20 protein-coding genes and 4 pseudogenes are annotated in these 21,770 nt (G+C 66.0%); 12 read left to right on the top strand and 12 right to left on the bottom strand.

Annotated features, from left to right (window positions below; genetic code table 11):
• The 5 genes and pseudogenes from tnpA to EAH89_RS25570 form a co-directional block, all read left to right on the top strand.
• Window positions 1-403 (top strand): IS66-like element accessory protein TnpA (gene tnpA / locus EAH89_RS25590; protein WP_206667680.1); only part of this gene is annotated, 403 nt, incomplete at its 5' end.
• The gene (gene tnpB / locus EAH89_RS25585; RefSeq protein WP_140886526.1) at window positions 400-747 is read left to right on the top strand and encodes an IS66 family insertion sequence element accessory protein TnpB; all 348 of its coding nucleotides are present in this window, start codon (window positions 400-402) and stop codon (window positions 745-747) included. The genes tnpA and tnpB, both read left to right, overlap by 4 nt.
• A 61-nt stretch (window positions 748-808) precedes the next feature.
• Window positions 809-2,302 (top strand): annotated as a pseudogene (tnpC, locus tag EAH89_RS25580) (IS66 family transposase); the annotation flags it as partial.
• 5 nt (window positions 2,303-2,307) lie between these two features.
• Window positions 2,308-2,700, top strand: a pseudogene (locus EAH89_RS25575) (IS66 family transposase); the annotation flags it as partial.
• 169 nt (window positions 2,701-2,869) lie between these two features.
• Window positions 2,870-3,055 (top strand): hypothetical protein, encoded by a 186-nt coding sequence (locus EAH89_RS25570; RefSeq protein WP_140886525.1) that lies wholly within the window; start codon window positions 2,870-2,872, stop codon window positions 3,053-3,055.
• A gap of 50 nt (window positions 3,056-3,105) precedes the next feature.
• On the opposite strand, the gene EAH89_RS25565 is transcribed toward EAH89_RS25570, so the two are convergent.
• Both EAH89_RS25565 and EAH89_RS33590 read right to left on the bottom strand, forming a co-directional pair.
• A complete protein-coding gene (locus EAH89_RS25565; RefSeq protein WP_140886524.1) occupies window positions 3,106-3,714 on the bottom strand; it encodes an alpha/beta family hydrolase in 609 nt (202 codons plus the stop codon).
• A 128-nt stretch (window positions 3,715-3,842) separates the two neighbouring features.
• Window positions 3,843-4,091, bottom strand: coding sequence for a hypothetical protein (locus EAH89_RS33590; protein WP_140886523.1), 249 nt, complete (start codon window positions 4,089-4,091; stop codon window positions 3,843-3,845).
• Between the two features lie 68 nt (window positions 4,092-4,159).
• Between EAH89_RS33590 and EAH89_RS31540 the strand changes: the two genes are divergently transcribed.
• Together EAH89_RS31540 and EAH89_RS25555 are read left to right on the top strand one after the other, a co-directional pair.
• Window positions 4,160-4,333 (top strand): hypothetical protein, encoded by a 174-nt coding sequence (locus EAH89_RS31540; protein WP_161993754.1) that lies wholly within the window; start codon window positions 4,160-4,162, stop codon window positions 4,331-4,333.
• Window positions 4,317-4,702, top strand: a pseudogene (locus EAH89_RS25555) (DDE-type integrase/transposase/recombinase); the annotation flags it as partial. The gene EAH89_RS31540 and the pseudogene EAH89_RS25555, both read left to right, overlap by 17 nt.
• Window positions 4,703-4,957: 255 nt before the next feature.
• Here EAH89_RS25555 and EAH89_RS25550 read toward each other — a convergent pair.
• Window positions 4,958-5,986, bottom strand: a complete 1,029-nt coding sequence (locus EAH89_RS25550) for an IS110 family RNA-guided transposase (protein WP_140886522.1) — start codon at window positions 5,984-5,986, stop codon at window positions 4,958-4,960.
• Window positions 5,987-6,066: 80 nt separating this feature from the next.
• Here EAH89_RS25550 and EAH89_RS25545 point away from each other — a divergent pair.
• From EAH89_RS25545 to EAH89_RS25535, 3 genes and pseudogenes are all read left to right on the top strand, one after another.
• Window positions 6,067-6,294, top strand: a pseudogene (locus EAH89_RS25545) (integrase core domain-containing protein); the annotation flags it as partial.
• Window positions 6,295-6,604: 310 nt separating this feature from the next.
• On the top strand, window positions 6,605-7,027 hold the full coding sequence (locus tag EAH89_RS25540) for a CopG family transcriptional regulator (RefSeq protein WP_241667210.1): 423 nt from the start codon (window positions 6,605-6,607) through the stop codon (window positions 7,025-7,027).
• 111 nt (window positions 7,028-7,138) lie between these two features.
• A complete protein-coding gene (locus EAH89_RS25535; RefSeq protein WP_194152367.1) occupies window positions 7,139-8,467 on the top strand; it encodes an extracellular catalytic domain type 1 short-chain-length polyhydroxyalkanoate depolymerase in 1,329 nt (442 codons plus the stop codon).
• Between the two features lie 614 nt (window positions 8,468-9,081).
• Here EAH89_RS25535 and EAH89_RS31535 read toward each other — a convergent pair.
• Window positions 9,082-9,222 (bottom strand): hypothetical protein, encoded by a 141-nt coding sequence (locus tag EAH89_RS31535; RefSeq protein WP_161993753.1) that lies wholly within the window; start codon window positions 9,220-9,222, stop codon window positions 9,082-9,084.
• Window positions 9,223-9,606: 384 nt separating this feature from the next.
• On the opposite strand from EAH89_RS31535, the gene EAH89_RS25530 reads away from it, so the two are divergent.
• Window positions 9,607-10,647: an alpha/beta fold hydrolase gene (locus tag EAH89_RS25530; protein WP_140886521.1), complete on the top strand. Its 1,041-nt coding sequence runs from the start codon at window positions 9,607-9,609 to the stop codon at window positions 10,645-10,647.
• A gap of 157 nt (window positions 10,648-10,804) precedes the next feature.
• On the opposite strand, the gene EAH89_RS25525 is transcribed toward EAH89_RS25530, so the two are convergent.
• From EAH89_RS25525 to EAH89_RS25490, 7 genes are all read right to left on the bottom strand, one after another.
• Window positions 10,805-11,374 (bottom strand): hypothetical protein, encoded by a 570-nt coding sequence (locus EAH89_RS25525; protein ID WP_140886520.1) that lies wholly within the window; start codon window positions 11,372-11,374, stop codon window positions 10,805-10,807.
• A gap of 99 nt (window positions 11,375-11,473) precedes the next feature.
• Window positions 11,474-11,710 (bottom strand): DUF6894 family protein, encoded by a 237-nt coding sequence (locus tag EAH89_RS33585; protein WP_140886519.1) that lies wholly within the window; start codon window positions 11,708-11,710, stop codon window positions 11,474-11,476.
• 46 nt (window positions 11,711-11,756) lie between these two features.
• A protein-coding gene (locus EAH89_RS25515) for an IS5 family transposase (protein ID WP_140886518.1) occupies window positions 11,757-12,547 on the bottom strand; the annotation gives its coding sequence in 2 pieces (ribosomal slippage) (window positions 11,757-12,214 and window positions 12,214-12,547; 792 coding nt in all).
• A 408-nt stretch (window positions 12,548-12,955) separates the two neighbouring features.
• Window positions 12,956-13,729: a Crp/Fnr family transcriptional regulator gene (locus EAH89_RS25505; protein WP_140886517.1), complete on the bottom strand. Its 774-nt coding sequence runs from the start codon at window positions 13,727-13,729 to the stop codon at window positions 12,956-12,958.
• Between the two features lie 238 nt (window positions 13,730-13,967).
• Entirely contained in the window at window positions 13,968-15,488 is a 1,521-nt protein-coding gene (locus tag EAH89_RS25500; protein ID WP_140886516.1) for a PAS domain S-box protein, read from the bottom strand.
• A gap of 339 nt (window positions 15,489-15,827) precedes the next feature.
• Window positions 15,828-17,945: a hybrid sensor histidine kinase/response regulator gene (locus tag EAH89_RS25495; protein WP_140886515.1), complete on the bottom strand. Its 2,118-nt coding sequence runs from the start codon at window positions 17,943-17,945 to the stop codon at window positions 15,828-15,830.
• Window positions 17,946-18,000: 55 nt separating this feature from the next.
• Entirely contained in the window at window positions 18,001-19,545 is a 1,545-nt protein-coding gene (locus EAH89_RS25490) for an ATPase domain-containing protein (RefSeq protein WP_140886514.1), read from the bottom strand.
• Window positions 19,546-19,913: 368 nt separating this feature from the next.
• Between EAH89_RS25490 and EAH89_RS25480 the strand changes: the two genes are divergently transcribed.
• The gene (locus EAH89_RS25480; RefSeq protein WP_140886513.1) at window positions 19,914-20,288 is read left to right on the top strand and encodes a response regulator; all 375 of its coding nucleotides are present in this window, start codon (window positions 19,914-19,916) and stop codon (window positions 20,286-20,288) included.
• A 16-nt stretch (window positions 20,289-20,304) separates the two neighbouring features.
• On the opposite strand, the gene EAH89_RS25475 is transcribed toward EAH89_RS25480, so the two are convergent.
• Window positions 20,305-21,282 carry a sensor histidine kinase gene (locus EAH89_RS25475; RefSeq protein ID WP_206667679.1) on the bottom strand — a complete coding sequence of 326 codons (978 nt, stop codon included), beginning with the start codon at window positions 21,280-21,282 and terminating at the stop codon, window positions 20,305-20,307.
• Window positions 21,283-21,770 lie beyond the last annotated feature (488 nt).

Here is a 21,770-nt window from a genome sequence, read left to right as displayed (position 1 = left end):
CGCTCGTGAGGGCGACGCAAAGGACGGGGGCGGGATGGAGATCATCACCGGGGTTGAGCGGCGTCGTCGCTGGCGTGCCGAGGACAAGCTGCGCGTGCTGGCCGAGGCGGCGCAGCCCGGGGCGCGGACGTCGGAGGTGGCCCGGCGGCACGACATCAGCCGCGGGCTGCTGTGGTACTGGCGGCGTCAGTTGCGGCAGGGGCAGCTCAGGGTGCATGACGCGCCTGAGCCGATGTTCCTTCCGGTGGAGGTGAGCGACGCGGTGCCGCCTGGGCCTGTGACGCCCACGGCGTCGCTAGACCCGCGGATTGAGATCGCGCTGCCGGACGGCACCTGTGTGCGGGTGGGGGCGGACGTGGACACGGCGGCGCTGCGGCGCGTGTTGTCGGTGCTGCGGCGGTGATCCCTGTTCCCGCTGGTATGCGGGTCTGGCTGGCGGTGGGCCACACGGACATGCGCCGCGGCATGAACGGCTTGGCGCTGCAGGTGCAGGAGGCGCTCGGGCGCGATCCGCACGCGGGCGACCTCTACGTGTTCCGCGGCAAGCGCGGCGACCTGCTCAAGATCGTCTGGCACGATGGGCTCGGCATGTCGCTCTACGCCAAGCGGCTGGAGCGGGGACGCTTCCTGTGGCCTGCGCCCGCGGACGGCGCCGTGTCCATCTCGGCGGCACAGCTGGCCTACATGTTGGACGGGATCGACTGGCGGAACCCGCAGCACACCTACAGGCCGCAGGTCGCGGGCTGATCCTGCCATGATGAGGGTGATTGTGCTGGCGGTGCGTCCCGCCGTCTGATTCACTCCCTCCATGACGCCGGTACCGGATCAGACCGGAGACGTTGAGGCGCTCCGCGCGGCCCTTGCCGCAGAGCGCGAGGCTCGCATCGCCGCCGAGGTACGCGCGACGGGCTTGGAGGTCCGGGCGACGGGTGCCGAGGCGATGATCGCGCACCTCAAGCTGGTCATCGCCAAGCTGCGCCACGAYAAGTTCGGTGCCTCCTCCGAGCGCGGCCGCAAGCTCATCGACCAGCTGGAGCTCGAGCTCGGCGAACTCGTCGCGACGGCCGCCGAGGAGGCGGCCCGGGCCGAGGACCAGGGTGGGGAGGAACCCGGGGTGCCGCCCCGCAAGCCGGTCCGTGGCCCTCTGCCCGCCCACCTGCCGCGCGAGCGCGTGGTGGTCCCGTCGCCCTCCGCCTGTCCATGCTGCGGGGGCAAGCTGTCCAAGCTGGGTGAGGATGTTACCGAGACCTTGGAGGTGGTGCCCCGGTCGTGGAAGGTGGTCCAGACCGTGCGGGAGCGGCTCAGCTGCCGCTCCTGCGAGACCATCACCCAGCCGCCCGCGCCGTTCCACCCCATTGCCCGTGGGCGGGCGGGGCCGAACCTCCTGGCCATGGTCCTGGAGGCCAAGTACGGCCAGCATCTGCCGCTGAACCGCCAGAGCGAGACCTATGCCCGCGAGGGGGTGGAGCTGAGCGTCTCCACCCTGGCCGACTGGGTCGGCACCGCGGCCGCCGTGCTCTCCCCTCTCCACACCCTCATCGCGGCCCATGTCCTGGCCGCCGAGCGCCTGCACGGGGACGACACCACCGTGCCCCTGCTCGCCCGCGGCAAGACGGTCACGGCACGGCTCTGGACCTATGTCCGCGACGACCGGCCCTTTGCCGGGCCAGCCCCACCGGCCGCCCTGTTCCACTTCTCGCGCGACCGCACGGCCGAGCACCCGAGGCAGCACCTGGCCTCCTACTCAGGGATCCTGCAGGCCGACGCCTATGCCGGGTTCGGCGAGCTCTACCGCCCTGACCGCAAGCCAGGGCCGATTACCGAGGCCGCGTGCTGGGCCCACTTCCGCCGGAAAGCCTTCGAGCTCGCCGAGGTCGCTCGCGCGCCGCTCGCCGCCGAGGCCGTGCGGCGCATCGACCGCGTGTTCGACGCCGAGCGCGAGGTGAACGGCCGCCCCACCGCGGAGCGCCTCGTCCATCGCACCGCTGTCGTGGCCCCGCTGGTCGCCGACCTCCAAGCCTGGATGCTCGAGACCAGGGCCAGGCTGTCGCGCCACAACGACCTCGCCAAGGCGCTGGACTACGCCCTCAAGCGCTGGGAGGCGTTCACCGGGTTCCTCCACGACGGCCGGATCTGCTTGACCAACAACGCCGCCGAACGCGCTCTCCGCGGCGTCGCCCTCGGCCGCAAAGCCTGGCTGTTCGCGGGCAGTGACCGCGGCGGCGAGCGCGCTGCCGCCCTGTACTCCCTCATCACCACCGCCAAGCTCAACGACGTCGACCCGCGTGCCTGGCTCGCCGACGTNCCGACCTCCAAGCCTGGATGCTCGAGACCAGGGCCAGGCTGTCGCGCCACAACGACCTCGCCAAGGCGCTGGACTACGCCCTCAAGCGCTGGGAGGCGTTCACCGGGTTCCTCCACGACGGCCGGATCTGCTTGACCAACAACGCCGCCGAACGCGCTCTCCGCGGCGTCGCCCTCGGCCGCAAAGCCTGGCTGTTCGCGGGCAGTGACCGCGGCGGCGAGCGCGCTGCCGCCCTGTACTCCCTCATCACCACCGCCAAGCTCAACGACGTCGACCCGCGTGCCTGGCTCGCCGACGTSCTYGCCCGCATCGCCRATCAYCCYGCCTCMAGGCTCGACSASCTCCTGCCCTGGAACTGGAAGCCATCCAATCTGGCGCTGGCCGCCGCCGCCTGATCGTCAACTGCGGTACTCACCGGATGAGTACGTTTGTTCCCCATCATCTGCCTGAACAGTCGCGTGCGTCTTCTCGCCAGACACCTTGGCAATCACCGCGCGAGAGCATCGAGATTTGTCATGCTGGGTTCACGTGCCTATGTGTGCCCGCACAAACAGGAGCTAGACCTTGGCAAATCAGTTCAAGCGCGGTGCGCAGGTGCGCTTCAAGACGACAGGTGCAGGCGTTACCACCGCCCGCCGCGGCACCGTTGTGAAGACAGTTCCCACCGTCCGTGGTGTGCGCGTCGAGGTGAAGGATCAGGACGGCTATGTCTACCGCCCCCACCTGTCGATGGTGAAGCTGACGGCCTGATACTCAGCACCTTGCTGCTGGTGTTAGTGCCCAGAACTCTGGCCAGCGCCTCAGGCACCAGTAGGCAGAACACCTTGCAGAAATTGGCGAATGGTCGTTAGCGCCTCGCTCCAAGTTGCGGGTGACATCCTCAGTTCGTGGTCCGTGTCGATGACCTGGAACGTAACAGCGTTTGATACGGAGTAATCCCTCGTGACCTCGGCGCCGCCGTAGTTGTCCCTGGTTCCCTGAAGGATGAGGGTTGGAACGGTTAGGCGGGCGAGATGGAGGAATCGGTCCGGCTCCGGTGGTCGTTCAGGATGGCGGAAGGGATAGGCAAGGCACACGATGGCGGCGATGCGGCCAGCCTCTTTGGCTGCCGCCTGCGTCGCCAGCACGCAACCAGAGGAGCGGCTGACGAGCACAACCGGTCCAGGTGGTACCGGGCCGTCGCCGGCTAAGGCCGCGGCGAGGCCCACCGAGCGCAACCGCGACATCCGGCCGTTATGGTACTGATCCAGCAGCACCTGCTGGCCGATGAAGTGGTCGCAAAGATCTGCCAGGCCGTGCTGCAAGGCATTCTCCATCGGCCGGTCGGCGGGGTAGGAATCGCCGCCGAGAAAGACGAGGCTTCGCGCGCGTCCTCTTCCAACGGTGGGCTGGGCCGAATTGTTGTCCATGCAGTCTTACTGCCCTACCGTTCTGCCAGAAAACAAGCAGAGCAATCGCAGGAGCAGTCTCGTCCAGCGCGTGTGACGCCCCTCTGTTGACCGGACAGGTGGCGTAACCTGAGCGACCGTCTTACTGATCAAGCGGTTTGCCATGGCATGCTGGTCCGGACGATGGCGTTGAGGATGCCCAGGAGACGCCGGATGCAGGCGACAAGGACAACCTTCTTGAGTGCGCCGCGCGCAGTTCCCTCCATGTCGCCGCCAAGGCTGGAGAACTGAGCCCGCAGGACGACCATCGTCGCGTCGATGGCGGCCCGTGCTTTGGGATTGCGGGCGCACCGTCGGCGGTTGTCCTCCATAACGATCATCTCGATGTCTTTCAGCACCCAAACTGTGGGTGAAGGGTTTCGAAGGGCAGCTCACCTTCCGGCTCGAGACGGTACGCCACTAGCGGGTGGACCTCGGCACGCTCTCCATCCTGGCACTCACCGACCAGTTGGTGGGCACCATCGAGAACAGCAGTGGCGGCGCGCGGCTGGAGCGGCGGGCGGACGGGCTGGTCATGGCGAGCCATCTCCTGCTCCTCAAAGCCCAGCTGCTAGCACGGGCCACCCGCCCGGCAGCCTAAACGTGGTCGGCTATGGCTGGCTGACGGCTCCTGCGTGCGGCTGCGGCCGGAGCGGCCGCACCACGTCTGGGCCTATGACTTCGTCGAGGATCGCACCCGGGACGGGCGCAAGTTCCGCATGCTGAATGTCGTGGACGAGTTCACCCGCGAGTGCCTGGCGATCCGAGTGGGTCGCCAGCTCAGGGCCGCCGACATCATCGACATGCTGTCCGACCTGTTCATCCGGCGCGGCGTGCCAGGCCATGTTCGTTCGGACAACGGGCCGGAGTTCGCCGCCACGGCCGTTAAAAGCTGGATCATCGGCGTGGGCGCGAGGACCGCGTTCATCGAGCCTGGCAGCCCGTGGGAGAAGGCTATGTGGAAAGCTTCATGTATGGACGGCCCCCGCGGTGCAAGAAGGATGTTGGCGTTTGGCGGCGGTGGGGTGCGTTCATGTATTCGGCCTGTTGGTGCGGCCCACATGACCGCTGGCCCTGATGGAGTCCGCGGATCGGCGCCAAATCAACGGGGCGGGCTTTGCGCTCCGAAAGCTCTGCTGGCTCTGCCAATCCCCGGCCCTGCCGGTTCGCCATCACGTCGTCATCGCCCTCGCACGTCTGGAGCCCGGTTCGGCAGCAGCCCTCCTCAGGCCGTGGCCTCACGCGCTGATCGGTAGACCTCCCCGCTGGTCATCATGGCCCAGGCAATGCGCGCCATCTTGTTGGCCAGCGCGACGGCCGCGACGGTCTTTGAACGTCGTGCCACGAGCGCCTCGATCCAGGCAGCTCCGGCGGCTGCTCTGGCCTTGGGATAGCGGATCACGTTGCGGGCGCCGATGAACAGCAAGTGCCGGAGGTAGGTGTCTCCGCGCTTGGTGATACTCCCCAACCTGTCCTTTCCACCGCTCGAGTTCTGGCGCGGGGTCAAGCCGAGCCAGGCCGCAAAGTCGCGGCCGGAGCGAAAGGCGGCGGCATCCGGGACCGTTGCTGCGATCGCCGTGGCGGTGATCGGACCAATGCCCGGTATGGTTGCGATCAAACGGCTCACCGGGTTGGCACGGTGTTGTTCGTCGATCCGAGCCTCGATCTGGGCAATGCGCTCCCCAAGGGTGGCGAGCTCGGCCGCGAGCATGAGGAGGATGTCGCGCACCTCGCCCGGTAGCCTCTCCGCCCCTTTCTCGGCCAAGCGCTCCAGGAGGGGCTCAACGCGGCCGATGCCCTGGCCGGTGATGAAGCCAAACTCAGCCAAATGGGAGCGGATGGCACACGCCGTCATGGTGCGTTGGCGAACCAGCAGCCGACGAGCGCGATGGAGCAGAAGGAGACCCTGCTGCTCCGCCGTCTTGACCGCCACGAAGCGCATGGTGGGTCGCATCACCGCCTCGCAGATGGCCTCTGCGTCGGCCGCGTCGTTCTTGCCCCGTTTGACATAAGGCTTGACGTAAGCGGGCGGCATGAGCCGGACGGTGTGTCCAAAACGCGCGATCTCACGCGCCCAGTAGTGAGAGGAAGCACAAGCCTCCATGCCGACAAGGCAGGGCTCAAGGCCTTGGAAGAAAGCGAGTACCTCAGCGCGCTTCAACCGCTTGCGGTGGACCGGAGCCCCTGCCGCATCGACACCGTGAACCTGAAACCAGTGCTTGGCGAGATCCAGCCCGATCGTGGCAACTTGCATCTGGACAGCTCCCTGCCGTGGAGGTGGACGACCGCAGCACCTTACAACACGCGCTGTCAGGAGCGGGGGCCGTCCACCCCATCAACGGCAAGCTCCGCGACGAGCTGCTCAACGCCGAAGTGTTCAACACACTGGCCGAAGCCAAGGTCCTCATCGAGGGGTGGCGTCGCCACTACAACACCGTCCGCCCGCACTCCTCGCTGCGCTACCGACCGCCCGCGCCAGAGGTGCTCCTGCCAGCACGTCCGCCGTCGCCTACAGGCCATCCACTCACCAACTCAGGACAGGCCGCGGCCATGCTCCATTGAAAATCCGGCTGGATCCCCCCGTGGGGGCTGGTCAGCAAAGGCGGTGGGCTATGCCGGGCGGGCGCCCTCCGGGAACACCAGGCGCGCCTCCTGCGCCTGCGGCGAGGCGGGGGGCGTGTGCTCCCTGCCGACGGCGCCTATGGAATGGCCGGCCATCTCGCCGGTCTCGGTGCGACCCTGGACAAGAGCGGCTTGATCTGACGACAGCCCGGGCGGTTGTGCCGGTTTTCGAAAGCAAAGGCCTCAGCCATTGAACCCCAGCACCTGCCCCCCATTTACCATCCCACTGGATGGCGATGGGATGGTGTTGGTGGCTAACAACGTACAGGAGCTGCGACCGCGGTCCGGCGGAGACACCGAGAAGATCACCATCAATCTCGGCTATGTCGATCTTGGGCATGTGGATTTGCTGGTTCAGGACGGCTTTTACGCCAATCGAACCGACTTCATCCGCACCGCCATTCGTAACCAGATTGAGCGGCATAGCGACGCCACCAAGCAGTCGGTCGCCCGCAGGAGCCTTGACCTCGGCCTGCGGCACTACAGTCGCGAGGAACTCGAGCGCGTTCGGGCGGCGGGGGGAGCGCTCGACATCCGGGTGCTTGGGCTCGTCACCATCGCGTCGGACGTCACGCCCGACCTCGCCCGCGCGACCATCGCCTCTCTCGCCGTTGTCGGCGCTCTTCAGGCCAGTCCGGCGGTGAAGGCCGCGCTCGCCGATCGGATGCGCTGAACTCCACTCGGGGAGGCATTGCTCCCCCTCACTGCACAACACAGCCGCGGCGCGGATCGGACCACCCTTGCTGGGAGGCCGCCGGCGAGCCCGTGCGACAAAGGCAAGAACATGACCCCGATCGACAGCAAAGCGCTTCCCGACATGCAGGAGGCTGCCCGCCTCACCCGGGAGGGGCGTGTCACCGAAGCAACCGCGCTGCTGCAGCGCCTGTTCCGCGGGGAGGCCTCGCCCGGCGCTGTGCCCAAAGCGGCTCGCCCCACCGGCACCGTTGACCCCACCGCGCGCCTGCCGCGTGTCTTCGACGTGGAGCCTGAGACCGGTGAGGTGAAGAACGCCGTTCCGCCGCCACAGGCCGCAGGGGAGGGGGCCAGCTCGTGGTCTGGTGCAGGCATGGGCCGGACCGCACCATCTCCGATGCCCGAGGCGCTGCGCGGCATGCTTGATCATTTCAAGCAGGGCGGCCTTGCACAGGGCACTGCTGGCCTGTCGAGTAGCTTCGCGCCCGGCGGGTTCGCAGCTAACCAGGCTCCCCTGCCCAACGGCGCGCGGTTCGAGACGGCGGCGTTCGCGGGTGATGCCGGGAACCTCGGCTACAAGCTCTACGTGCCCAGCGGCTACCGTGCCGGGCAAAGCGTACCACTGGTGGTCATGCTGCATGGCTGCACCCAGTCGCCCGACGACTTCGCCGCTGGCACCCGCATGAATACCCTGGCCGAGGAGGGAACCTTCCTCGTCATGTACCCGGCGCAGACGGCCTCCGCCAACGCGCAGCGGTGCTGGAACTGGTTCAGCCCGAGCGACCAGCTCCGCGGCAAGGGCGAGCCCGCACTGATCGCGGGCGCCACGCGCCAGGTCATGCGCGATTACGCTGTCGACCCGCACCGTGTGTTCGTGGCCGGGCTGTCGGCCGGCGGGGCGGCAGCCGCGATCATGGGGGCGGCCTATCCCGACCTCTACGCGGCTGTTGGCGTCCACTCCGGGCTCGCTTGCGGCGCGGCGCGTGACATGCCCTCGGCCTTCGCCGCCATGCGCCAGGGCGCGGCCGGACGGACGCCGTCCGCGCGAGGCGGCGAGCCTGCTGCTGGAGGAACGGCCCGCGTAGTCCCGACCATCGTGTTCCACGCCGATAAGGACGGCACGGTTCACCCGAGCAACGGGGACCAAGTCATCGCGCAGGCGGGCGCCGCTGCAAGCGGCAAGCTGCCTGCGAGGGTTGAGCAGGGGCAGGTGGGTGGTGGGCGTTCTTATACCCGTAGCCTCTATGCCCCCGCTGGTGAGGCTGCGGTGCTCGAGCAGTGGGTTGTGCACGGGGGCGGGCACGCCTGGTCGGGCGGCAGCGCCGCCGGAACCTACACCGATCCGCGCGGGCCGGACGCGTCGCGCGAGATGGTGCGCTTCTTCCTTGAACACCCGCACCCGGCACCTGCGCAGGGGTAAGCTGAGCTAATACCACAGTTGCGCATTCCAGTATCGGTGCCCCAACCCGCCGCGCTGTTCGTTTGTAGTCGGAGGCTAGCTTGCTAGGTTCCGACGTTCCAACTCACGCAGGGGCTGTGCCGTCGTGCGTATCAGACCTAAACGCAGCCGAAAGACCGGCCGCAAGCGCCTCCGGATACAACGCAGACAGGCCAAGAAGGGCTAACACGACAGTTGTTCCAACCCACCGGGGCGATAAGCACCTCTGGCATGCGCAGCTGAAGTGCCAAGGTCAGGCCTCGTTGACCTTGGTTTAGCGCTTGACCTGGATGACTGCTTCCATGGCGGCCGGAGTTGCTGCCGCCATGGCTGATCTGTTTTGGCTGACGAGGGCGCAGATCCGGCGGATCGCGCCCTATTTCCTGTTCTCACACAAGATGCCGCAGGTGACGCTCAGGGTGTGGCCAGCGGTATTCTTCAAATTACCCGCAGTGGGTTGCGCTGGCGCGACGCCTCGAGGCCTGCGATCTCTACAAGACCTTGTGCAACCGCTTCGTGCGATGGAGCCCTCAGGTTGTGGCCGCACGCGAGGGTTCCCTGCTTGGCTGTCATGCCTCTCTCTCCGCGGGGCGCAGCTAGACTTCCTCGTCGATGCGGTTCTGTTCAATGGCCTGAAGAGGCGTCAGGCCGGCTTCAAAATACTTCCGCCATAGCTCTGCATCCACATCGAAGGTCACCACGGCGTCGATCTCAGCAATCCAGGCCTGAAAATTCACGTGCTTGCTCCTGACGCCTGCCCGAATGGCGGCCGCGGCCATCTATTCGGGGCATCGATAATGAAAGTGATCCTCACGGGTCCGCTGAGGATCTGAGACCCAAAGTGTAGCAGCAATCCGCGATCGGGAGGCTTGCCATCGACGACCTCGTTGCATGCGGCGATGCAAGGTCCGGACATGGGGCAGCTATCAACGATGACCAGTTCAAGCCAGGCGCGACGATCAGCGCACAGCGACGTGCGGCTGCGGAGCCTGTTCACCACGGGGCTGCTCGAAAGCGGACATGTCGTGTTGCAACATTGCACAAGCCGACGCGTTCGAGGCGCGACAGGCTGAGTAGCCATTCCGGCAACCGTAAAATGCCGCGCCGCGTAAAGGGTACAAATGAACCTCGCTAGAAGATCACGTGGCGCTCGGCGCCACGGACGGACCGTTGCCTGCGTCGTTGGTGCCTTTGGCGCGCTCGCCCTGGTCAATCACCTGGCAGCGCGACAAGCGGAGCGCCGGCATCCACCCGAGGGCTCCTTCGTCGAGGTGGATGGCGTTCGCCTGCACTACAGCGATCGCGGCACTGGAAGCGCTGTCGTCCTGATCCACGGCAACATGGTGACCGGGGACGACTACAACACCAGTGGGGTGGCCGAGCTGCTGCTCAAGAACCATCGGGTGATCATCTTCGAACGCCCGGGGTTCGGCTACAGCGACCGCCCACGCGGGCGCCTGTGGACGGCGAAAGAGCAGGCCGAGCTGCTTCATAAAGCTGTCCGAATTCTGGGCATCGAGCGGCCGGTGGTGGTTGGCCATTCCTGGGGAGCCATCGTGGCCCTCGCCCTCGCCGAGCGGCACCCGGCTGACACGGCCGGCCTTGTGATTCTGTCGGGCTACTATTTCTGGACGCTCCGGCCGGACGTGCTGCTGGTCGCGCCCGGAGCGATCCCTATTCTGGGAGACATCCTGCGCTACACTGTGTCCCCGCTGTTCGGCTGGCTGATGATGCCGCTGGTCAAGCGCATGCTGTTCTCGCCCGCCCGGGTGCCAGCCCGGTTCCAGGCGGAGTACTCGCCAGCGATGGCGCTACGCCCGTCTCAGATCCGCGCGACGTCGATGGACGGCGTCCTCATGATCCCGGGCGCCCTGGGCCTACAGGCGGGCTACGAAGGTCTTTCCCTGCCGGTGGTCATTATCGCAGGCGATGGGGACAAGGTGGTGTTCAAGCGCTCGGCCGAGCGGCTCCATGCAGAAATCGGGGGAAGTGACCTGCAGATCGTGCCCGGTGCCGGGCACATGGTCCATCACCTTGCAGCCCGGCAGGTGGCAGGTGCCGTGGAAGCGATCACAGCCTCCTCCACGGAAGGTGTCGCCGCAGATCGCCGCCCGCATCCGTCAGGGAGCAGCGCAGCCGTGTACCCCTTCCCCAAGAGGTAGTGCTTTCCCTTGTTTCCACTCGACCGGGAACGCGCATGTCCATCTCATCAAGGCAGGTCCCTTGGCAGAACGCGTTGCTTTCTAATGCGCTCCACCCGAGAGCGGCCGGCCTGAAGGGAGACCTCGCGGTCTCCCTTCAGGCCCTTCCGAAGGCTGTTCAGTTTGAAGGCAAGCTGCGTTCGCTCTCGTCCTCCACCGCTGTATCGTCCATGGCACGCCGGATCGCGTCGTAATTGATGGCTCCCCGCGTTTCGAAGGCGGCGATTTGCGCCCATGGCACCATGACCTCGGCGTCCTCGCCGGTCCGTTTCAGGTACAGGAAGTGAGGGTTATGGGCTTCCACGAAGCCTTCGATCCAGACACCTGCAACCAGCATCCGGACGTGGCAGTGGTAACCCGAATTGGCGTCGTCGAGCGGGTACGGCGGACTGAGCAGTTCGAGGGCATCTTCGTGCGCCGTCTGGATTGCCGTCGTGTAGTGGAAGTGGGCTGGGCCGGCTTCGAGCAGCGCAACGGTCCGGCGGACCTTTTCCCTGAGCCTCTCCATCTCCACGAGCGGACGCAGCGCCTTCTGTACGCCCGCGCGATCCTTGAAATGCGCCGTCCTGAGGTCGTCTAGCTTTTTGTCCTCCGGTCCTATCTTGTCAGCAAGACGGGTCATCTCGTCCTGTCGGGCGACCTCGGCCTCCGCGAGCTTTCGGAGGATGTCGTCGTCAAACTCGATCATCGTATTCCCCATCATCGCCGCTTAACGACGCTTACAAAGCGGTCTGGTGTTAATAACAAGCGTTCCAGAGGATGGTTAGTCAGGATCCTCTTCCCGGTGTCAGTCAGACCACTCGCACCAGACCCTCATCCTTGCCTTGCATAGTAGCCGACCACTCGGATCCCGAACGAGGGCGAAAACCTCTCGCAGGTCACCGTCGACCGGCCTGTCCTGGCTCATGGCGTGCAGAGCGGCCATGGCCTCGTCGCGAGCGGCTTGCAGGCTTTCCACATCCAGGCCGATCTCGTCCCGAATGAAGCGTTCACCGTCAGAGGTGTCAAAGAAGAACGATGGCATGGGCGCCAGACTGCCGTTGCCCGATCGGTGAAACACTGAACTAGGGTCAGGACTCATTGATCCAGAAGAGCACGCTGGCTGCGAGGCAGATGGCGGACATGAAGGTGTGGGCGCATCGATCGTAGCGCATGGCGATGCGGCGCCAGTCCTTCAGGCGACCGAACATGTTCTCGATGCGATGTCTCTGGCGGTAGAGGGCCTTGTCGTAGGGAAGCGGCACCTTGCGGCTCTTGGATGAGGGTATGCAGGGCTGGATGCCGCGCTCGACGAGCGCCTCGCGGAAGCGGTTGCTGTCGTAGCCCTTGTCGCCGAGCAGCTCCTTGGCGCTCGGCAGGCTGGGCAGCACCTTGGCGCTCGGCAGGCTGGGCAGCATCAGGGCTGCCCCTTTGTGGTCGCTCATCGGCCCTTCCGAAAGGAGCAGGACCACAGGGCGGCCCTTGCCGTCACAGACGGCGTGCAGCTTGGAGTTCAGGCCGCCCTTGGTGCGCCCGATACGGCGGGGAACATCCCCTTTTTGAGCAGGCTTGCGGCCGTCCGGTGCGCCTTGAGGTGGGTCGCATCGATCATCAGGCGCTCGGGCTCGCCCGCTCGCCCCGCGAGCCCGGCGAAGATGCGGTTGAACACGCCGAGGCGGCTCCAGCGCACGAAGCGGTTGTAGAGCGTCTTGTGGGGACCGTAAGCCGCCGGGGCATCGCGCCAGCGCAGTCCGTTGCGGATGACGTGGAGGATACCGCTGACCACCCGCTGATCGTCGACCCGCGGCACGCCGTGCGAGAGCGGAAAGTAGGGCGCGATCCGCCGGATCTGCGCCCTTGTCAGCCAGAACAGGTCAGCCATGCCAGCACCTCCAGCCGCCATGGAATCAGCCATCCAGATCAAGCGCTAGCCCAAATTAACGGGTCCTGACCCTAGGTTGATTAGGCTGCTGATTTCCTCAGGGTTGCAGCAGTCGTTGACGCAGAGTGCGGGGACCCGGAAAGGGCACCAGGGTGTCACGGCCAACCGCCGCGCCACTCAGTCTGCCCGCAATCCACCTCTCGGCGGCCTGCAGGTCGGAGAAGGTCGGGGGCACTGTCACGTCAAGTCGGCCAAAGCCATGCTCCAGGAACCAATGCCCTGCTGCATCGTGCCCTTCGGCCCGTTGCACGAGCACAGCAACCAGGCAGTCCCTGGCAAACACCAGGCATCCTTCCTCGCCTACTGTGCCTGTTCCCACCCGCACCGGCGCCAGGGTAAGGCCCGTGATCATGCGGCGGCCTCGTGGGCCTGGTGCAGGTAGGTGGCATCAAAGAGGGCGCGCTTTTGCAGCCTCTCCCAGTCCAGGATGCTGACCGTGTAGTTGGTCCAGGTAATCAGCCCTTCCCGCCGGAAGTCCTGCAGCACGCGGTTCACGTGCACATTGGACAAGCCGAGCGCGTCCGCGACGTCGGCTTGGGTCGCAGGTATCTTGAAGGTGTCATTCGGGGCGAGATCCACGGCTTTAAGGCGTCGCAGCATCTCGCAGATGAGGTGGGCGATGCGCTCATGGGCGTCCCGCCGGCCAACCCCGATAAGCCACTCCCGGGAGATGGCCCCGTCGATCAGGGTATCGCGCCAGAACGCATGCAGTAACCCAGGGTAGGCATGCGTCAGATCGCGCATGCTCTTGTGCGGGATGAACGCCGCCTGGGTCGGCATCATCGCGCCGATAGAGTGATCCATGACCCCGATGTGGAGGCTCTGCAGGTCGGGTATGTCGCCCGGCGTGTGGAACGCCATGATCTGCCGCCGCCCGTCGGGCAGGAGCTTATAGCGGAAAGTGAAGCCCTCCAGGATCAGGCAGCACTCGTTAGGGACGTCGCCCTCCCGGACAAGGTCCTCGCCCCTGGCATAGCTCCGGACGGTCATGGGAAGATCCAGCAACGCCTGCCGCTCCTCGGACGTCACGTCCGCGATGCCTTGCAGCTTGCGGACGAGGCGGTGCCGCTCGGGCGGGCGGTCGCCGTACGATGGGCCGTGCTGACGGGTATGCTGCTGCATGGGGCGCTGCTCCAAAAGGAGCAGAACTGATCTATGCCCCGGGCACTTCGAAACGGAATGCCCTAGCGCGCACTGTAGGCCTTCCCGGCGGAAGAACCTGCCAACATAGGTTGGGCCGCCAAAACTCGCCCTTCCCGGGCATAAGCAAGGCATCCGCCAGGATGAGGAGCGGCAGCAGGACGGATGTGTCGTGCGGCAGCGACGGTAACTGCCAGACGGGCTTTTCCCCAAACAGCGGTCAGCGCCCCACAGAGCACCTCTGCGGTCCCGGGCTGAGCGGCACCTCGATTTGGCAAACCAGCCCCGAGGCATGCCAGGCGAGCGAAACCGCCCCCCTGAGTTGACCCCGCACCGTCCCGTCCAGCACCCGCGTGCCGAAGCCGCGCTTCTCCGGCGGTCCTTCAACCGGTGGCCCACCGCTTTCCAACCAGCAAAGCCGAAGCATCTCGGTTGGCCAGCCCTCCTTCGTCCAGTGAATTGCGACACGGCCAGCAGGGGTCGAGAGGCCGCCGTACTTCATCGCATTGGTAGCAAGTTCGTGAATTGCCATCCCCAAGGGCTGGGCTGCCCCCGCCGGAAGCCTCACCGACGGCCCAACTGCTTCGACCTGTGCTTCATCCCCAGCCTCAACGTCGAGGAACGTGGCGAGCTCACCCCGTAACAGGGTCAGAAGGTCGGCCCCGTCCCAGCGGTCGTCGGCGAGCAACGTTTGCGCCCTGACCAATGCATCGATCCGCCCTTCGATCGCCTTGACATAGCTCGGCAGATCGGGAGCGCGCGTCAGCCGCAGCGCCGCGTTGACCACCGAGAGGGCGTTCTTAGCCCGGTGATCCACCTCACGCATCAGTAGGGTCTGCCGCTCCTCGTCCGCCTTCCGGGCTGTCACGTCCTGACCGATCTTGATGTAACCCTGTATCCGGCCATCGTCGCCGCGAAGCGCCGTGGTGCTCCCCTCAATGAACACCCGCACACCGTCCTTGCGCAGGTGCCAGCGCACATTCGGGGCTACGCCCTCCCGGCGGGCCGTTTCCACCTCCCATTCTGGAACGTTGTTCTCGCGATCCTCGGGGGTGAAGATCAGCGCAGCGGGCTGGCCCACCGCCTCCTCCGCCGTCCAGCCAAACACAGCCTGTGCCCCGGGCAGCCAGTCGGTGATCCGGTCCATCGCGTCCGTGGTGAAGATCGCGTAATCGAGCGCTGCCGCTACGGTGAGGCGGAAACGCTCCTCCGAGGAGCGCAGGGTACCGACCACGAGCAGCCGGTTGATCAACGGGCCGAGGATGGCGGAGTAGGTGCGCAGGAAGGAGATGTCATGCTCCCCGAACTCGCGCGGTCGGATGTCGTCCACCTGCAGGAGGCCGAAAGCGTGCTGTCCGGGTAGGAAGATCGGAACGTTCACAAGGGCAACTACCCCCGCATCCCGCATGAACGAGGGCACCTCGAAGCGGTCTTCCCGGCTCATGTCCTGGGTGATTACGGGCCCGCCGGAATTGATCGCGAAGCTCTCCGAGGAATGCTCTTCCATGGAGATGCGCAGTTCGCCGACGATGCCGGCATCCCAACCCACACCTGCCCTGACGAAGAGCTGCCGTTCAGCGGGGAGGATCTCCAGGATCTTGGCACGGTCGGTTCCGAGCGCTTCACTAATCAGACGGCAGGCTTCGTGGAGAACCTGGTCAAGGTCTTCGGAACGGAGGGCGAACTCTCCAAAATCGCCAAGGATCTTTTGTCGTTTTAGCATCCCAGCAAAGTCGGACATCGCGGATCCCGGCAGAAATTCCCATCCTGGTGGGAAGGAAGCGACGCCTTAACGCTTGTCAGGCGCCTTTACAGTTCAGGCAACGCCGGGCTGCCTGGCTGGCTGCGTAAACAAACCCCAACATTGCCTCCGCACTCAGGTCTGTGACCTACCTGCTGCACCCTGGTCTTCTGCTGGACTGTCGTGGCTAGCCCTTTGCCAAGGTGGTGTCAGACTTCCTCATCGACGCGGTTCTGCTCAATCGCTTGAAGAGGGGTCAGGCCGGCATCGAAATACTTCCGCCACAGCTCCGCCCGGAGTTCGGCTCGAACAAAGCGTCACAGGGGACTTCGGCGATGGTTACCCAGGTCCTTCCATGTCTGGAGCACCATCAAGCAACACCAGGGCACGCTCGGCGAGGACGCTTGGCTCAACCGGCTTCCTCAGGAGGGTGAAAGCTCCTTGGATGGCTCCGCTGACGGCAAGTTCCGCCGCATCGGTTGCAAAGCCGGTGAGCAGGATGGCGCGCAGCCCCGGCCGCCGCTTTTGCGCCTCGCGGATGAGGGCGATGCCGTCCATCCCTGGCATCGACAAATCCGAGATAAGCAGGCTCACCGCTTCGCCGGCATCAAGTAGCTCAATGGCCTCAGTCGCATTACCAACCGACAGCACGGCGTATCCGGCGGCCTCCAGGCCCTCCGTCGTGATCTCGCGCACCAGTGCCTCATCGTCCACGAGCAGCACGCGGGCGCGGCTCTCGGGCTGAAGGATGCTGCCGAGACCGGCCGGGTGGTGACCTGCGATGGCATCAGCCGACGCGACCGGAAACCACAGCCGGATGGTCGTGCCCCTGCCGGGCGAACTCTCGATTGCAAGTGCACCGCTGCTCTGCTCGGCAAAGCCGCGCGCCATCGCGAGCCCCAGCCCGGTTCCCTTGCCGAGCGGCTTGGTGGTGAAGAACGGCTCGGCCACCCGGGCGAGGGTCGCCGTGTCCATCCCCATTCCCGTATCGGACACGGAGAGCTTCACATAGGATCCGGCCTTCAGGGTGGCTGGGTAGGCCGCCCCGCCCTCGCCCCGCTTCGACTGCTCCAGGATCCCCGACAGCGTGATCGCCCCAGCGCCATCCATGGCATCACGGGCGTTGGCAGCCAGGTTGACGAGGACTGTTTCGAGCTGCCCCTTGTCTGCGAGCAGGGGTGGCAGCGCCGGAGCGGTTTGTACCCGCACTTGGATGCCGGCGCCGAGCGTATGCGACAGGATCTCGCGCATGTCCTCGAGCAGCATCGCAACGTCCACCGGCTCGGCCTGCAGGTCGGCGCGTCGAGAGAAGGCGAGGAGACGGCGTGTGATGGAGGCACCCCGTCGCGCCGCCTCGGCGATCATGTGGGCGAGGCGTCGCACCCGTTCCGGCTCGGTACTCCGCCCCTCGATCAACCGGGCACCACCGCTCACGGCCTGAAGCACGTTGTTGAAGTCGTGCGCCACCCCGCCGGCCAATTGGCCCAGCGCCTCCATCCGCTGCGCCTGAGCTAGGCGAGCCTGCGCCTCCTCGCGGGCGGCCACCTCCTCCCGGACCCTGGCCTCCAGGAGCTCGTTAAGACTCCTCAGCTCCGCCTCACTCCTCGCCAGCGCCGCCTCGGCCATCTTCCGGGCCGTGATGTCGATGGCGGTGCCGATCACCCGTACCGGGCAGCCTTCTTCATCAAAGAGGCTGCGGCCTTTCGCCGCGACCCAGCGGATGGCACCATCCTCCTTGCCGACCGTGCGGTACTCGACGTCGTACAAGGCGCGCTGATTGGGATCGCAGGCCGCTGCGAAGGCTGCCGCCGTGGCTTCCCGGTCGTCTGGGTGCAGACCTTCGTAGAAATCCCTCATGGTCACCGGAACATCGGCGGGGATGCCGAACATCCCTTTCACCCGGGGTGGCCAGACCATGGTGTCCTCCACCAGGTCCACGTCCCAGAAGCCGACCTCGGCCGCTTCTGTCGCCAGCCGCAGCCGAGCCTCGCTCTCGCGGAGAGCACCCTCCGCTTCCAGGACGCGGTTCGCCGCCTCAAGTTCTCTCGTCCGGGCCGCGACGAGGTCCTGCAGGTCGAGGGCGGTCCTCTCCCGTTCCTCGAGGTGGGCGCGGACCTCGTACTGACGCCGCCGCGCACGGACGGCCGCGAGGGCGGCGCTGGTCAGGGTGATGGCCTGTAGGGGGCGCTCGAGCAGCGAGACGTTGCCCAGGCAACGCAACAGCCCCTCTCGTGCCAGTGCCAGGCGCTGATCGTGGTTGGTTAGGAGCACGAAGGGCATGTCCGACCAGGCGGGCTGGCCCGACACCCACCTTCCGAGTGCCTCTGCCGATCCGCCCAGGAGCGCCTCCTCGGCAATCAGAGCCGCGTCAGCTTCTCGGTCGAGTTCCGCCAGGAGCTCGGCCACATCACCGCAGACACGGGCCCGGAGCCCGGCCCGCCCGATCTGCTCGGCCACGGCCGGGCCGTCGCGCCCCCGTGGGGCAAGAACAAGGACCCGCGGTCCAGGCGGGTCAGCGGTTGTAGGCACCGCGTCCCTCGTCTCCACCGCCACCCAGGAGCGGCAAGCTGGCTCCGCCGTAGTGGGGCGTTCCCGACAGGATGCCACTGAAGCCCTTCAGCGGTGGCCCAACCGAGATGCCCGATCCACTCAGGCGGAACTCGCGGATCGTGTGCTCGTGACGGCCGCTCCGCTTCTTGACCACCGACAGAGCGCGCCGCACCTCGCCCTCGAACTCGAAGTAGCGCAGCAGCAGGACGGCGTCGCTGAGATAGCTGAGGTCGACCGGGCTCTGCATGGGGCCCACCAGGCCGTGTTGGGCGAGCACGAGGATGGTGAGCGCGCCCATCTGCCCGAGGTAGTTCAGCAGCTCGTGCATTTGCAGGATGAGGAAGCGCTCATCAGGCATGGCGCTGAGGTAGCCGTTTAGGCTGTCGATCACCACGACCTGCGCTCCGTCCGCCTCCACGGAACGCCGGACAATGCTAGCGAACTCGCCGGGCGAGAGCTCGGCGGGATCGATCTGCTGAATGCGGAGGAGCCCGACCTCCACAGCCGCGTCCAGAGGCAGGCCAAGCGTCCTCGCCCGGGCCTGCATCGTGCCCCTCCCCTCGTCGAAGGCGAAGAGAACGGCCTTCTCGCCCCGGCCGGCCGCCGCGACGGCATAGGTCAGCGCCAGCGAGGATTTGCCGACGCCCGCGGCGCCCAGGAGCAGGGCATTCGTCCCGCGCTCCAGCCCGCCGCCCAGCATGACGTCCAGCGCGGCGTCGCCGCTGCCCGCGAACTCGCTGCCCTCGGTCGGGCGATGGTGCTCGGCCGCGACCAAGCGTGGGTAGATCTCGATGCCTCCGGTCTTGATGGCGAAGTCGTGGAAGCCGCCGCGGTAGGAGATGCCGCGCATCTTGACCACGCGCATGCGCCGGCGCTCGGCGCCGTAGTCGATCGCCATCTGCTCGAGCAGGATGACGCCATGGACAATGGAGTGAAGTTGCAGGTCGTCCTGCTGCGAGCTGAGGTCGTCCAGGACCAGGACGGTGCAGCGGCGGTCGGTGAAGAAGTGCTTGAGGGCGAGGATCTGCCGCCGATAGCGAAGAGGGCTTTGCGCGAGGAGGCGCAGCTCGGACAGGCTGTCGAAGACCACGCGCGCTGGGTTTAACGCAGCCACGCGCTCGAAAATCAGCCGGGTGGTTTCCCCGAGCTCCACCTCGGAGGGATGAAAGACCGTCAGCTCGCGCCCCGGGTCAATAGCCGCCTCGGCCGGAACAAGCTCGAATAGGGAGACCCCATTCAAGGACCAGCCGTGCCGCCGGGCAACGAGGCGAAGTTCGCGTTCGGTCTCTGAAAGAGAAACGTACAGGGTTGTTTCGCCCTGGCGGACACCTTCCATCAGGAACTGCAGGGCCAGCGTTGTCTTGCCGGTGCCCGGCCGACCTTCGAGAAGGTAGAGCCGGTCGCCATCCAGGCCGCCGCCCAGGATGTGGTCGAGCCCTTCGTTTCCGGTGGAGAGGCGCGGTGGGTCGTCCAAAGCGGTTTCACTGTCGCTGTTTGGATCTGCCATATGTTTTTCCTGGCCTGAATGCTGCACGACCCGTCCGGCCCGACACAAGAGAGTAGAGCGTTTGAGCTATGCCCGAACAATCCTACCTGCTCCAGGTTTTGAGGACACTGACCTGAGCCACGGGACGGTGGCGGCAAGGGTGACGACGGCGAGGTAGTTCCTTACGGTCTTCTCGTAGCGAGTGGCGACGCGGCGGAGCTACTTCAGGGGCGGTCCATCACTGTTCGTCAAATGTGGCAAGAGGACTATCGCGGGATCGTGTCGCACCATTCCTCACCAAGCTGATGAGCCCGGCAACACGGGTTTCCCAACGTTGTTACACCTTACCGCACAGGACCTACTGATCCCGCAAGCCGGTGAACAGAACAATGGCTTCGGTACGCGTTCTGTTTGTCGAGGACGAGGACCTCATCCGGCTGATCATGAAGGAGTTCCTCCAGGAGAACGGCTTCGAGGCAGTCGAGGTCTGGAACGGCGAGGAGGCTGTCCGCTTACTGGATGGGCCTGACGGCTTCGACGTGTTGTTCACCGACGTGCAGATGCCGGGAGCGCTCGACGGTATCGCCCCGGCGGAGCAGGCCCGGCGCCGGTGCCCGGAGATCCCCGTGCTCGTGGTGTCCGGCTATGCGGAAAACCTTGTGAGCCGCCTCCGTAACCTCGACCCACCCGCCGTCCTCATGAGCAAGCCCTACGACCTCGCCGTCGTTGCCGACACCTTGAGGCGCCTGACAGGCAGGCTGTAGCCCTATCCTCGCGAACCTAGACCCCTAGCCGAGCCCGGCTCATCCGCAGCGTGGCAACCATGCCGCTGGCAGGCCAGTCGAACGAGATGGCACCGCCCAGCTGCCCGGACATGCTTCGCGAGACCAGCTTGCTCCCGTAGCCCGTGGTGCCGTTGGGAGCCGTGACAGGCGGCCCGCCCCGTTCGGTCCACACCACCACTACCTCGTCCTCATGGGTGCTGCACTTCACGTCCAGCGCGCCGCCAGCCACCGAGAGGGCGCCGTACTTGATCGAATTGGTCGCCAGCTCGTGGACCACCAGGGCCAGGGTGGTAATCGCGGTACCCCCGACGCGCACCTCCGGTACGTTGACCTGGATACGCGAGCTGCCGGGCGTGTCACCGCTGTAGGGCGCCAGCAGGATGGAGAGCAGGTCACCCAACGATGCCGCCTTGTTCTCAACCTGGCCTGGGACGGGACGGACGAGTTCGTGCGCACGGCCCAGCGAGGTCAGCCGCTGGGTGAGGTCACGGGCCATCTCGGTGGTGGTCGCCGTCGAGCGCGCCGAAACCGCGGTCAGGGCAGAGGCGATGGAGAACAGGTTCTTGACCCGGTGGCTCATCTCCCCGGCCGCCATCTCCCGGGTTTCCTCCGCCTGCTTACGCTCGGTCACGTCGAGGAAGACCCCGAACATGATCCGGCCGACAATGCCGATGTCGCCTCCCTGGCCACGGGCGGAAATCCAGCGGACCGCGTCGCCGTGCAGGATCCGGAAGTCGATCTCGTAGGCTCCGGTCATGGCGCGGGTGGCCTGGAACGCCTTCTTGACCCGCTCCAGATCCGCCGGGTGGATGCGGCTAGACATCTCTTCGAAGGTGACCGGCCCGCCTCTCCGCATGCCCCACAACTCATGGGCGCGCTCGTCGAGGGCGATCTCGTCGGTGTCCACGTTCCACGACCACAGGGCGATCCCGGCAGCGTCGGCCGCGATACGCAGGCGCTCGGCGTCCCACACCAGGGCGCTCGATCCTTGCCAAGACAATGTGCTGAACCCTCCGAATGCGGCTGAGGCGGCAGGACAGTTTGCTCAGCATGCCACAAACCGAGGCCGGCTCTCTCGGCAGGACGAAACCAGTGCCGGGACACCTAGCCTTCTCCATACCCAGCAGAATTACCCACCTTCGGAAAGCAAGGGAACGCAGGCAGGGCACCATGCGAACCATCGTCTGATCCAGCAGTGTCCGCTCGTCTGCCGGACTCGGCCGTTGCGGGCAACTGCGGCAACCACCCCTCCGCCGCTCTCCAGGCACGACGTTAGACATTTGTCGTGCGTGGATGCCCGCTAAAGACGATCCTTGTGCTGGGATTGCCGCGGGTTCTGGTGATTGAGCCAGGACAGCGGTTGCCGATCGCATCGCTCCCTTGCCAGGGCAGAGATGGCCGCAGAAGGCCCCTTCGCCCTTAAAGCCCTGGCGAGCCGCATAGAGGAGCTTCTCGCAGGCT

Origin of the sequence: Muricoccus nepalensis (assembly GCF_006438825.1) — a bacterium.
Lineage (GTDB): Bacteria > Pseudomonadota > Alphaproteobacteria > Acetobacterales > Acetobacteraceae > Roseomonas > Roseomonas nepalensis.
The sequence above is the reverse complement of the archived record's forward strand: the minus strand, read 5'-3'. Positions and strand labels throughout refer to the sequence as shown.

Bases quoted from the DNA above. Each gene is read 5' to 3' on its own strand.
- EAH89_RS25530 (WP_140886521.1), top strand. From the start codon at position 9,607: ATGAACCTCGCTAGAAGATCACGTGGCGCTCGGCGCCACGGACGGACC.
- EAH89_RS25550 (WP_140886522.1), bottom strand. From the start codon at position 5,986: ATGCAAGTTGCCACGATCGGGCTGGATCTCGCCAAGCACTGGTTTCAG.
- EAH89_RS25500 (WP_140886516.1), bottom strand. From the start codon at position 15,488: ATGTCCGACTTTGCTGGGATGCTAAAACGACAAAAGATCCTTGGCGAT.
- EAH89_RS25505 (WP_140886517.1), bottom strand. From the start codon at position 13,729: ATGCAGCAGCATACCCGTCAGCACGGCCCATCGTACGGCGACCGCCCG.
- EAH89_RS33585 (WP_140886519.1), bottom strand. From the start codon at position 11,710: ATGCCATCGTTCTTCTTTGACACCTCTGACGGTGAACGCTTCATTCGG.
- EAH89_RS25480 (WP_140886513.1), top strand. From the start codon at position 19,914: ATGGCTTCGGTACGCGTTCTGTTTGTCGAGGACGAGGACCTCATCCGG.
- EAH89_RS25535 (WP_194152367.1), top strand. From the start codon at position 7,139: ATGACCCCGATCGACAGCAAAGCGCTTCCCGACATGCAGGAGGCTGCC.
- EAH89_RS25490 (WP_140886514.1), bottom strand. From the start codon at position 19,545: ATGGCAGATCCAAACAGCGACAGTGAAACCGCTTTGGACGACCCACCG.
- EAH89_RS25565 (WP_140886524.1), bottom strand. From the start codon at position 3,714: ATGGACAACAATTCGGCCCAGCCCACCGTTGGAAGAGGACGCGCGCGA.
- EAH89_RS25525 (WP_140886520.1), bottom strand. From the start codon at position 11,374: ATGATCGAGTTTGACGACGACATCCTCCGAAAGCTCGCGGAGGCCGAG.